This window comes from Massilia sp. DJPM01 (assembly GCF_030348125.1).
Classification (GTDB): Bacteria; Pseudomonadota; Gammaproteobacteria; order Burkholderiales; family Burkholderiaceae_D; genus Telluria_A; species Telluria_A frigida.
Map to the genome: position 1 here is coordinate 181,465 of NZ_JAQOZV010000006.1, position 11,681 is coordinate 193,145.

The 11,681-nt window shown below is 62.2% G+C and carries 11 protein-coding genes and 1 pseudogene; 6 read left to right on the top strand and 6 right to left on the bottom strand.

Going from position 1 to position 11,681, the window contains the following annotated elements; translation table 11 throughout:
- Window positions 1-72 precede the first annotated feature (72 nt).
- Together hemW and rdgB are read right to left on the bottom strand one after the other, a co-directional pair.
- The gene (gene hemW / locus PO883_RS06660) at window positions 73-1,311 is read right to left on the bottom strand and encodes a radical SAM family heme chaperone HemW (RefSeq protein WP_289309044.1); all 1,239 of its coding nucleotides are present in this window, start codon (window positions 1,309-1,311) and stop codon (window positions 73-75) included.
- Window positions 1,308-1,892, bottom strand: a complete 585-nt coding sequence (gene rdgB, locus PO883_RS06665; protein WP_289309045.1) for an RdgB/HAM1 family non-canonical purine NTP pyrophosphatase — start codon at window positions 1,890-1,892, stop codon at window positions 1,308-1,310. Before rdgB ends, hemW begins: the two co-directional genes overlap by 4 nt.
- 205 nt (window positions 1,893-2,097) lie before the next feature.
- On the opposite strand from rdgB, the gene PO883_RS06670 reads away from it, so the two are divergent.
- Window positions 2,098-3,159 carry a transporter gene (locus tag PO883_RS06670; protein WP_289309046.1) on the top strand — a complete coding sequence of 354 codons (1,062 nt, stop codon included), beginning with the start codon at window positions 2,098-2,100 and terminating at the stop codon, window positions 3,157-3,159.
- A 41-nt stretch (window positions 3,160-3,200) separates the two neighbouring features.
- Window positions 3,201-4,154, top strand: a complete 954-nt coding sequence (locus PO883_RS06675) for a DUF3616 domain-containing protein (RefSeq protein ID WP_289309047.1) — start codon at window positions 3,201-3,203, stop codon at window positions 4,152-4,154.
- Window positions 4,155-4,251: 97 nt separating this feature from the next.
- Here PO883_RS06675 and rph read toward each other — a convergent pair whose 3' ends face one another.
- From rph to PO883_RS06690, 3 genes are read right to left on the bottom strand one after another with little or no spacing between them, the layout of a single operon-like run.
- The gene (gene rph / locus PO883_RS06680) at window positions 4,252-4,980 is read right to left on the bottom strand and encodes a ribonuclease PH (protein WP_054264090.1); all 729 of its coding nucleotides are present in this window, start codon (window positions 4,978-4,980) and stop codon (window positions 4,252-4,254) included.
- A 22-nt stretch (window positions 4,981-5,002) separates the two neighbouring features.
- Entirely contained in the window at window positions 5,003-5,953 is a 951-nt protein-coding gene (locus PO883_RS06685; RefSeq protein WP_054264091.1) for a PP2C family serine/threonine-protein phosphatase, read from the bottom strand.
- Between the two features lie 15 nt (window positions 5,954-5,968).
- Window positions 5,969-6,964, bottom strand: a complete 996-nt coding sequence (locus PO883_RS06690) for a serine/threonine-protein kinase (RefSeq protein ID WP_099875664.1) — start codon at window positions 6,962-6,964, stop codon at window positions 5,969-5,971.
- A 97-nt stretch (window positions 6,965-7,061) separates the two neighbouring features.
- Between PO883_RS06690 and PO883_RS06695 the strand changes: the two genes are divergently transcribed.
- From PO883_RS06695 to PO883_RS06710, 4 genes are all read left to right on the top strand, one after another.
- Window positions 7,062-7,949 carry a YicC/YloC family endoribonuclease gene (locus PO883_RS06695; protein ID WP_289309048.1) on the top strand — a complete coding sequence of 296 codons (888 nt, stop codon included), beginning with the start codon at window positions 7,062-7,064 and terminating at the stop codon, window positions 7,947-7,949.
- A gap of 237 nt (window positions 7,950-8,186) precedes the next feature.
- Window positions 8,187-8,834 carry a guanylate kinase gene (gene gmk / locus PO883_RS06700; protein WP_289309049.1) on the top strand — a complete coding sequence of 216 codons (648 nt, stop codon included), beginning with the start codon at window positions 8,187-8,189 and terminating at the stop codon, window positions 8,832-8,834.
- Window positions 8,835-8,866: 32 nt separating this feature from the next.
- Window positions 8,867-9,070, top strand: a complete 204-nt coding sequence (gene rpoZ / locus PO883_RS06705) for a DNA-directed RNA polymerase subunit omega (protein ID WP_054264095.1) — start codon at window positions 8,867-8,869, stop codon at window positions 9,068-9,070.
- A 77-nt stretch (window positions 9,071-9,147) separates the two neighbouring features.
- Window positions 9,148-11,397, top strand: coding sequence for a bifunctional (p)ppGpp synthetase/guanosine-3',5'-bis(diphosphate) 3'-pyrophosphohydrolase (locus PO883_RS06710; protein ID WP_289309050.1), 2,250 nt, complete (start codon window positions 9,148-9,150; stop codon window positions 11,395-11,397).
- Between the two features lie 89 nt (window positions 11,398-11,486).
- On the opposite strand, the pseudogene PO883_RS06715 reads toward PO883_RS06710, so the two are convergent.
- A pseudogene (locus tag PO883_RS06715) lies at window positions 11,487-11,681 on the bottom strand (heme oxygenase); the annotation flags it as partial.

Consider the following 11,681-nt stretch of genomic DNA (forward strand, 5'->3'; position numbering starts at 1 on the left):
CCCCCGTCGTTCCCATTACCTCTGTCGTTCCCGCGCAGGCGGGAACGACGGGGCTGGGTGGAACGACGCAGCTTACGCCGACAAAAACATCTCCTGCAAATCATTCAAAAAGCGCTGCCCCAACTCCGTCGGCCGGATGATCTTGTGGTCGCGGTAAATCAAGCCCTTGGATTCGGCCGCATTGAGCGTCTGCTCGATCGCATTGATCCCCATGCCGGTGCGTTCGCCGAACAAATTCGGTGAAAACCCTTCGGTCAGGCGCAAGGTATTGAGCATGAACTCGAACCCCATGTCCGCGCGCCCGATCTCGCGTTCTTCCTGCACCGGATTGCCGGCCCGCGCCGCCTCGATAAACGCCTTGGGCTGCTTGTAGCGCGCCTGGCGCAGCACCCGGTGCGGGAACGAGATCTTCGAGTGCGCACCCGCGCCGATCCCGAGATAGTCGCCAAACTCCCAGTAATTCACATTGTGCCTGGCACGCCGTCCCGGCTGCGCATACGCCGACACTTCGTAATGCCCATACCCGGCCCCCGCCGTCTCCAGCGCGATCATGTCCTGCATGTCGGCGCTGGCATCGTCGTCCGGCAGTGCCGGCGGATACTTGGCGAACAGCGTGTTCGGTTCCATCGTCAGGTGGTACAGCGACAAATGCGGCGGCGCGAACGACAGCGCCGTTTCCAGGTCGTGGCGCGCTTCTTCCAGGGTCTGCGACGGCAAGGCATACATCAGGTCGAGATTGAAATTGTCGAAATTCGCATGCGCGATCTCGACCGCCCGGCGCGCCTCGTTGTCGTCGTGGATCCGGCCCAGCGCCTTGAGGTGCTTGCCGCTGAAGCTCTGGATCCCGATCGACAGGCGGTTGATGCCGCTGGCACGGAACGACTTGAACTTCTCGGCCTCGAACGTGCCCGGATTGGCTTCCATCGTCACTTCGGCATCCACGTCCAGCGGCAGCAGGGTGCGCACGTCCGACATCAGGCGGTCGAGGCCCTTGGCCGACATCAGGCTCGGGGTGCCGCCGCCGATGAAGATGGTGTAGATCTTGCGGCCCCAGATCAGGGGCAGCGACTGCTCCAGGTCGAGCCGCAGCGCGTCCAGGTATGCTTCTTCCGGCAGCTCGCCGCGCGCCTCGTGCGAATTGAAGTCGCAGTAAGGACACTTCTTCACGCACCACGGATAGTGGATGTACAGCGACAGCGGCGGCAGCGCGGCCAGGTTCAGCGCGCCCGGTTGCAGATACTGCAGGGCGCTGGCGGCCGGCGAGCGCGGCTCGGTCTTGACGGCGCTGCCGGCGACTTTGATCGGAATCATTTCAGCTTCTCTACCAGCGCGCGCAGGGCCTGGCCGCGATGCGACAGCGCGTTCTTTTCAAGCGGCGTCAATTCGGCGGTGCATTTGCCCAGCGACGGAATCCAGAAATGCGGATCGTAGCCGAAACCGCCCGTGCCGCGCGCCTGCGCGACGATCTCGCCGTTCCAGCGGCCGTCGGCGATGACCGGCTGCGGGTCGTCCGCGTGGCGCACGAACACCAGCACGCAGTAGTAGTAAGCCGATTTGTCGGCGTGCGCGGCCAGGTCGGCGATGAGCTTCTCGTTGTTGCGCGCGTCCGATTTGGGTTCGCCGGCAAAACGCGCCGACCACACGCCAGGCGCGCCGCCCAGGGCATTGACGCACACGCCTGAATCGTCGGCCAGCGCCGGCAAGCCGGTCAGGCGCGATGCGTGGCGCGCCTTTTCGAGCGCGTTTTCGACAAACGTGGCAAACGGCTCGTCGGCTTCGGGCACGTCGAATTCGCCCTGCGCGTGCAGGGTAAAGCCGATCGGGCCGAGGATTTCGCCGAACTCCCTGAGTTTGCCGGCGTTGTTGGAAGCGAGGATGAGGCGTTGGGTCATAAGAGTCTGGTCTGGCGGGTGATGGATGCCAGCGGCATCCGCAAGTGCGTATTTTAGCGCCATTGGATGCCCGGCTGGCGGGCGCGCCGCTTTCGCGGGATTTTGCGGGGCAAACACTGTACTATATCGGCATCCAGAATTGACGGCAGAAACCCGATGGCAACAGCAGCGCTACGCGACGCGCCAAGCGACGCCCAATCCAACCATGACGCAAGCATACGCGCCGGAGGCTGCCTTGCTTGAGATCGACAAGGTCGAAGTGAGCTACGGTTCCGACCCATCGGGGCTGGTGTGGGGCTATCTGTTCGGCGTCAGCCCGGAAGCGCTGGCCATCGATTCGGCGGCGGCGCTGGCCTGGATGCGCGACCACGCGGCCAACAATCCATCGCAATTCATCTGGCTGCACTTCAACCTGTCCAACGCCGCCAGCGAAAAGTGGCTGACCACGCACGCCAACCTGGCCGAGGAATTCTACGAAACGCTGCACACCGGCTCGCGCTCGACCCGCATCGAACTGGCCGAAGACACCCTGATCGCGGTGGTCAACGATGTACTGCACAATTTTTCGTTCGAAGAGTCGGACATTTCGACCCTGTGGGTCAGCGTGGCGCGCAATGTCGTCGTCAGCGCGCGCAGGAAGCCCTTGCAGTCGATCGAACGCGTGCGCCAGGCCGTGCGCCAAGGGGAGTCGGTACGCTCCTCGGTCGAACTGCTGATCCACCTGCTGCGCGACCAGGCCGACGTGCTGGTGAAAATCGTGCGCGACGCCGTCGAACGGGTCGACGACATCGAAGACAAGCTGCTGGCCGACCGCCCTACCGCCAAGCGCGAAGACCTCGGCGCCATGCGGCGCGTGCTGGTGCGCCTGCAACGCCTGCTGGCGCCCGAGCCGGCCGCCCTGTTCCGACTCCTGCAACGCCCGCCCTCGTGGATGGCCGACCTGGACACCCAGGAACTGCGCGAGGCGACCGAGGAATTCTCGGTGGTGCTGAGCGATATGTCGTCGCTGCAGGAACGTATCAAGCTGCTGCAGGAAGAAATCGCCGCGCGCGTCAGCGAAGAGACGGGCCGCAGCCTGTTCATCCTGACCATCGTGACTGTGCTGGCCCTGCCGATCAACATCATCGCCGGCATGCTGGGCATGAACGTGGGCGGCATTCCGCTCGCGCACCATCCGGCCGGTTTCTGGATCATCGCAGGCATCATCGCCAGCTTCACCGTGGTGGCGGGCTGGCTGGTCAAGCGCGCCGCGCGGCGCCTGCGTTAGCCTCTATCATGGCGTTTTTGACAAACGCAGCGGAGAACAGCATGAGCAAACACCGGGAACCGGCCAGCGCAACCCTGATCGCGGACGCGCTGCACGCCAAACTGGAAGATCATTTCGTTTATCGCGGCATGTGCGATGCCTCGGCCGCCGCCGCGCTCGGGGAAGACCTGTTCGTGGTCGCCAACGACGAACGCAACCAACTGAAGATCTACCAGCGCGGCGTAGCCGATGCGGTGGACGTGGTCGACCTGTCGGAGTTCTTGGGCACCAAGAAGAACAAGGAGTCGGACCTGGAAGGCGCGGCTACCATCGGCGAGCGGATTTACTGGATTACCTCGCACGGGCGCAACAAGAAGGGCGAGGTGCAGGAGCGCCGCTTCCGCTTCTTTGCGACCGAGGCGGGCAAGGCGAATGGCAAAGGAAAAGCGCGCCTGGAACCGGTCGGCAAGGCCTACAGCGGCCTGCTGGACGATATGATCGAGTCCGAACAGCTGAAAAAATATCCGATTGCGCAGGCGTCCGGAAAGACGCCGGAAGCCGATGGCGCTTTCAACATCGAAGGACTGGCGGCCACGCCGGAAGGGACCTTGCTGATCGGGTTGCGCAATCCCGCTCCGGAAGGCAAGGCGCTGGTGGTGCATTTGCTGAACCCGCAGAAGGTGATCGAGGGCGAGCGGGCCGAGTTTGGCGAGGCGTTCGAGCTCGATCTGGGCGGCCTGGCGATCCGCAGCATGGAGCTGGTGGGGCTGGCGTACATGATCGTGGCCGGGCCGCCGGCCGATCATGGGGAGTTTGCGCTGTATCGCTGGTCAGGCAAGAAGGACGATGCGCCGGAACAGCTGGTGCATGAGGATTTTGACGATGTGCGGCCGGAGGCGCTGTTTGCGATTCCGGGGACGCGCAAGGTGCAGATCTTGAGCGATGACGGCGGATCGCATGTGAAGGAGATGCCGGAGGAGGAGCAAACGTTCCGGAGTATTACGGTGGCGTTGTAAGTACTCGTAAATTTGAAACCGTCGTCCCCGGCCTTGGCGGCCCCCTTGGCGGGAACCCAAGGCCGGGAACGACAGGTGGAGGATAACGGGGGAGCGATTAAAGTCCCAGCGCTTTCTTCTGCAACGCGATAATGTCCGCAATGCCCGCCTGCGCCAGATCCAGCAAACGGTTCATCCCCGCGCGGTCGAACGCGGCGCCTTCGGCCGTACCCTGCACTTCGATAAAGTGCCCGGCCTCGGTCATCACCACGTTCATATCCGTGTCGCAGCCCGAATCCTCGACGTAATCGAGGTCCAGCACCGGCATACCCTTGTACACGCCGACCGAAATCGCCGCCACAAAACTCTTCACCGGCACCGCAGCAATTGCGCCGCTGGCCACCAGTTTGCTGAACGCGTCATACGCCGCCACCATCGCACCGGTGATCGACGCGGTACGCGTGCCGCCATCGGCCTGGATCACGTCGCAATCGAGGTTCAGGGTACGTTCGCCGAACGCTTCCAGGTCGAACGCCGCGCGCAGCGAGCGCCCGATCAGACGCTGGATCTCCTGCGTACGGCCGCTTTGCTTGCCGCGCGCCGCTTCACGGTCCATGCGCGTATGCGTCGAACGCGGCAGCATGCCGTATTCGGCCGTCAGCCAGCCCTGCCCTTTGCCCTTCAAAAAGCCCGGCACCTTCTCTTCGATGCTGGCCGTGCAAATGACCTTGGTGTCGCCGCACTCGATCAAGACCGATCCTTCGGCATGCTTGGTGTACTGGCGCGTCAATACGATGTCGCGCAGCTGGTCGACGGCGCGGCCGCTCGGACGTGATTCAAATGTCATGATTACCTTGTAAAAGCAGGCCTTACTTAAGAACCTGGGATGATTTTTCGATGGCGTCGCGGATCTCGGCGATGGCTTTTTCGATCTCGTCGTCGTTGAAGGCGTCGATTTCGAGCGGCTGCTCCGGCTCCGGGGCGCTCAGGATCGTGGTGCTGACCAGGTTCTCGGGCAGCATCATGGTCGAAATCACCGCGGCGCTGCCGTCCGTGTTCACGCCCGCCGTTTCCACTTCGGGCGAACCTTGCCACATGATCGCCAGCGCGGTCGTGTTGTCGCAGGTCTCGCCGCCGATGGTGATGGCGGTGCTGATCATGTCGGGAATGGCGCGCACGATGGTCTGGGTCGACAGGCGATGGACGATTTCCTCGTCCGGCAGCATCGACCACAAGCCGTCGGAGCACAGCATGACCACGTCGCCGGTCAGCAGGCTGACCTGGCGCGACACTTCGATCTTCGGCAGGGAACTCGCGCCGATGCAGTTATACAGCTTGTTGCGGTCCGGGTGGGTCGCGCGTTCGGCCGGATCGGCCAGGCCCTGGGCGATCAAATGCTCGATGTGCGAGTGGTCACGCGTGCGTCCCAAAATCTGCCCGCGCCGCAGCCAGTACAGGCGCGAATCGCCGCAGTGGGCCCAGATCGCCGTGTTGTGCTGGATCAGGCAGGCCACGACGGTGGTGCGCGGCGTGTCGGGCATGTTGTTGGCGATGCGGTAGCGGTGAATCTCGTCGTGCGCTTCGAGGAACGCCTCTTCGAGGAAGCGTTCCGGCTTTCTCACATACGGCGTGGCATGCTGCTGGAACATGCTCGACATGGTTTGCAGGGTGATGGCCGCAGCCATTTCACCGCGCAGATGGCCGCCCATGCCGTCGGCCAGGACCAGCAGCAGCGCATCGCGCGTGAAGCTGTATCCCATCCGGTCCTGGTTGACCTTGCGGCCGCCGAGCTGGCTTTCCTGATAAACGGAAAATTGCATAGATATCTTTCTGGATCAGGTGTTTTTATCGTTGACTTTTTTGCGGCCGAGACTACCCAAACGGTCGACCAGCCCGCGGACCTGGCCGCCGAGCTTTTCCAGACCGCGCGGCGCTTCCGGCTTCTTCGGTGGCGGCAGCGCCAGTTCCTTTTGCAGCGCGAACAGGCTTTGCGGCCGCGCCAGCGGGTCCATGTCGAGGCAGTTCTTGACCATATTGATCAAGGCCGGCGAAAAACTGCCTTCGAGCTTGGCGTAATAGCCCGGCATCTTGTCTTCGGTCTTGCGCTGGTCGGCCGGTTGCGGCGGCGCCCCCGCCATGCAGGCGAAGATGGTGGCGCCGATGCTGTAAATATCCGACCACGGTCCCAGCGCCGCCGTTTTCGAGTACAAATCCGGCGGGGCGAAGCCCGGCGTGTACATCGGCGTGAGCTTCGGGATATCGGCGTTGATGGTCTGGCGCGCGGCGCCGAAGTCGAGCAGGATCGGCGAGCCGTCGGTGCGCAGGTAGATATTGGCGGGCTTGAGGTCCAGGTGCAGCAGCTTGTTGGCATGCACCTCGCGCAGGCCGCCGCACACGCCCAGGAAAATCTGGCGGATGAAGGCTTCGGACAAGCGGCTGCCCTTGCTGCCGAGCCGGGCGATGTGTTCCTGCAGCGAGTGGCCTGATTCGTAGCCCATCACCATGTACACCGTATCGTTGGCGCGGAAGAAGTTCAGCACCCGCACCACGTTCGGGTGGGAGATCAGCGCGAGCGCCCTTCCCTCCTCGAAAAAGCACTTCAAGCCGATGCGGAATACCGGCAGATTGGGCGGTGAAATCACCGGAACGAGCTCGCCAGGTTGCCGCAAAGCGAGGGAGCTCGGCAGATACTCTTTAATGGCGACCGCGTTCCCCTCGGCGTCATAAGCGAGATATACAATACTGAACCCACCGGACGCAATTTTCTTTACAATGCGATATCCGGCAATTTCAAGACCATCGGGCAGGGGAGCGTTATTTTGTGCAGCCATCTGTGTGTTCCTTGCTTAACACGGCGATTGTGTGGATAAATCACGGCTTTGTAAAGAAAAGATAAAAATACCGGGGACTCCATTGAGCATTTCTAGCATGACAGGTTACGCGGTGGCCACCAGCGAAGGCGCGGCGGGCACCCTTACAATTGAAATCAAGAGCGTTAATTCGCGCTTTCTGGACCTGCAGTTCCGCATCAACGATGAGCTGCGCGCACTCGAACCGGACTTGCGCGCCGCGATCATGGCCGCCATCACGCGCGGCAAGGTCGAGGCACGCCTGAGTTTCGGACGCAAGGTCGCCGGCGGTTCGCAGGCCCTGAATGCGTCCTTGCTGGCCGATCTGGCCCGCTTGCAGACCGAAGTGACCAAGCATTTCGTCTCGGCGCCGTTGATGACGGTGGCCGAGCTGCTGCGTTGGCCCGGCGTGATCGAGGAAGCCCAGGTTGGCCAGGAGTCGCTGCAGGCCGACGTGGCCGCGCTCACGGCCACCACGGTAGCGGCGTTTGTCGACAGCCGCCGGCGCGAAGGCGCGGCCCTGGAAGCGATGCTGGTGTCGCGCATCGATGCGATGGACGTGATTGTCAAGCGCATCACGCCGCTCATTCCGCAAGTGATCGCGCAATTCCAGCAAAAGGCGGTCGAGCGCATGCAGGATGCATTGGGGCTGGCCGGGCACGGCACGCCGTCGACCCTGTCGCGCCAGGAAGCGTTCGAGCGGATTCGCCAGGAAGTGACCTTGTACGGCATCCGGATCGATGTGTCGGAAGAGCTCTCGCGCCTGTCCGCGCACTTGACCGAGACCCGGCACATCCTCAAAAAAGGTGGCCAGGTCGGCAAGCGCCTCGATTTCATGATGCAGGAGTTGAACCGCGAAGCCAACACCCTGGGCGCCAAGGCGTCGGTGAAGGAACTGGCCGATGCGTCGATGGAATTGAAGCTGCTGATCGAACAGATGCGGGAGCAGGTGCAGAATCTGGAGTAGTTTTTAGCCGACACCCTCACCGCCGCCCGCTAGCCCGTCGTTCCAGCTAGCCCGTCGTTCCCGCGCAGGCGGGAACCCCAGTTCGTTCGCACGCGTATCAGCGCCAGCACCGAGCTTGGGTTCCCGCCTTCGCGGGAACGACGTTTTTGGGGGGGGGGCGCAACGAGCAGGCGCAGCCTGTATGTTTATCATTTTTAACCGCAATAACGCACCAGCACGTATCCGAGAAAGACACCCATGCCCACTCCTACCTTCGGTTTTTCAGGCAGCCTGTTCGTCGTCGCCGCGCCTTCCGGTGCCGGCAAATCGACCCTGGTCAACGCCCTGCTCGCGCAGGAACCTGGCATCAAGCTGTCGATCTCGACCACCACGCGCCCGCCCCGCCCCGGCGAGCAGGACGGCCGCGAGTACCATTTCACCACTGCCGCGGACTTCATCGAGCGCGCCGGCCGCGGGGAATTCCTCGAATGGGCTGAAGTGCATGGCAATTACTACGGCACCTCGCGCCTGATGGTCGAAAAGGAAATGAAAGCGGGCACCGACATCCTGCTCGAGATCGACTGGCAGGGCGCGCGCCAGGTGCGCAAGCAGTTTCCACAGGCCGCCGGGATCTTCATTTTGCCGCCCTCGATCGCGGCCTTGTCCGAGCGCCTGAACAAACGCGGCCAGGACGAACCGCACATCATCGAACGGCGCCTGCTGGCCGCCGGCGGCGAGATCGCTCACGCTCCGGAGTTCGAGTATGTTATTATCAATGAAGAGTTCAACGTCGCCTTGTCAGAGATGAGCGCGATTGTCAGAGCGACACGCAGCCGATTTGCCCAGCAAGCTGCGCGTAACGCCTCGCTATTTGCCCAACTGGGTATCCATGCGCAACAATCGTGACACGGCACACACCGTCATATTGAGGAAATTACATGGCCCGCATTACCATTGAAGATTGCTTGAAGCACATCCCTAACCGCTTTCAGCTGACCTTGGCCGCGACCTATCGCGCGCGTCAGTTGTTGCAAGGCCACACTCCGAAGGTGGAAGCCAAGGACAAGCCAACCGTCGTCGCCCTGCGTGAAATCGCAGCCGGCAAGGTCGGTATCGAGATGCTGAAAAAGGTTCCGATGTAAGTGTTTTTCGTGCCCGAACGGTGTCAACAAGCCATCCTGATTTTCTTTTTTCACACTTCGGCTGATTGACTTTGCGTATGAATCTGATTCCTCCGGATACGACACTCTCAGGCACACCCAAGACCCGGTCTTCGCGCGCCGCCACCAAGGCGCAAGAGGCCGCGGTCCCTGCCGCTCCCGCACCGGGCGTGGCATCGGTCTCCCAGCTGTCGGCCAAGCTGACCGAGTACCTCACCCCCTCCGAACTCAAGAAGGTCAAGGAAGCTTATCGTTTTTCCGACGAGATGCACCTTGGACAAGTCCGCAAGTCGGGCGAACCGTATATTTCCCATCCCATCGCCGTGGCTGAAATCTGCGCCGACTGGAAGCTAGACGCCCAGGCCATCATGGCCGCGCTGCTGCACGATGTGATGGAAGACCAGGACGTCAAGAAGGATGAGCTGATCGAGCGCTTCGGCGCCCCCGTCGCCAGCCTCGTCGACGGCCTGTCGAAGCTCGAAAAAATCGAATTCCAGTCCCTGATCGAAGCGCAGGCGGAAAACTTCCGCAAGATGCTGCTGGCCATGGCGTCCGACGTGCGCGTGATTCTCATCAAGCTGGCCGACCGCCTGCACAATATGCGCACGCTGGAGCACATGACGCCGGCCAAGAAGCGCCGCATCGCATCCGAAACCATGGAAGTGTACGTGCCAATCGCGCACCGCCTGGGTTTGAACAATATTTACCGCGAATTGCAGGACCTGGCGTTTTCGCACCTGTATCCGGTGCGTTACCGCACCCTGTCCAAGGCCGTCAAGGCGGCGCGCGGCAACCGCCGCGAAGTGGTCAAGAAGATCCTCGAATCGGTCAAGAACACGCTCGCCATCGCCGAGCTGCCGGCCGAAGTCTACGGGCGCGAAAAAACCCTGTACGGCATCTATAAAAAGATGCGCAGCAAGCATTTGTCGTTCTCGCAGGTGCTCGATGTGTACGGCTTCCGGGTGGTGGTCGACAGCTTCGCCAATTGCTACGTGGCGCTGGGCACCCTGCACGGCCTGTACAAGCCGATGCCGGGCAAGTTCAAGGATTACATCGCGATCCGCAAGCTCAACGGCTATCAATCCTTGCACACGACCCTGATCGGCCCCTACGGCACGCCGGTCGAGTTCCAGATCCGCACCCAGGACATGCACCGCACCGCCGAGTCCGGCGTGGCTGCGCACTGGCTGTACAAGAATGGCGAGTCGAACCTGTCGGACTTGCAGCAAAAGACCCACGCCTGGCTGCAGTCGCTGCTCGACATCCAGCAGCAGACCGGCGACTCGGCCGAGTTTTTGGAGCACGTCAAGGTCGACCTGTTCCCCGACTCGGTGTACGTGTTCACCCCGAAATCGAAGATCATCGCCCTGCCGCGCGGCGCCACGGCGCTCGATTTCGCGTACACGATTCACACCGGCATCGGCGACCATACGGTATCGGTCAAGATCAACAACGAAGCGGCATCGCTGCGCACCGAACTGCGCAATGGCGACATTGTCGAGATCGTCACCAATCCGGATTCACGGCCGAGCCCGACATGGCTGGCGTTCGTACGCACCGGCAAGGCGCGTTCGGCGATCCGTCACCATTTACGCACAATCAACCTGAACGAGTCGGTCGAGCTGGGCCGCGAGTTGCTGGCGCAGGCATTGACGGCACTGAATATTCCGCCAGACCTGCCGGAACCGACGGTCGAGAAGCTGCTCAATGAATCGTCGGCCAAGTCGATGGATGAGCTGTATGCGGACATCGGCATCGGCAAGCGCATGGCGGCGCTGGTGGCGCGGCATATTTTCGGCCTGGTCGATGACGATCTGGTGAGCTTGCCGGCCAATCCGAATGCGACGCCGGGCGAACTCGATCCGGTCACGATTTATGGCAGCGAAGGCGTGTCGGTGCAGTTGGCGCCATGCTGTCTGCCGATTCCGGGCGACCAGATCATCGGGCAGCTGCGGCGCGACCAGGGCTTGATCGTGCACACCAGCGATTGCGTCGGCGCCAAGCGGCTGCGCGGCAAGGAACCGGATCGCTGGATCGCCGTGCAGTGGGGCGGGGAATTGAACCGCCGCTTTGACTGCCGGATCAGGCTGCTGATCAATAATGAAAAAGGCATCCTGGCGCGCGTGGCGGCCGAGATTGGCGAATCGGATGCGAACATTTCGTATGTGGGCATGGACGAGGATGAAGAACACGTCATGACGCAGCTGCGGTTTACGATCCAGATCAAGGACCGCGTGCATCTGGCGCATCTGATCAGGAATCTGCGGCGCGTGGTGGGCGTAACCAGGGTGGAACGCGAGCGCAATTAGTTTGCTTCGTTTGCGCTGACCTTTTCGCTATCCCCCAAACCGTCATTCCCGCCGAGTGCCGCCTTGGTGCGGGAATGACGATACTGCCCCTACCTCATCGCCAAAATCCGGTCGAACGCATCGCAAGCCCCTCTGCACGCCTCGGCAATCTCCCCTTCGCTTTTCACGCTCTCCCGCAGCGCCAGCATGAAGCTGCGCCAGCGCGGACCCGGCCCCTGCGCCCCACTGCGCAGATAACGCAGCGGATGCGGCGCCAGCGGCCCCGCCAGGCGCTGATACAGCAC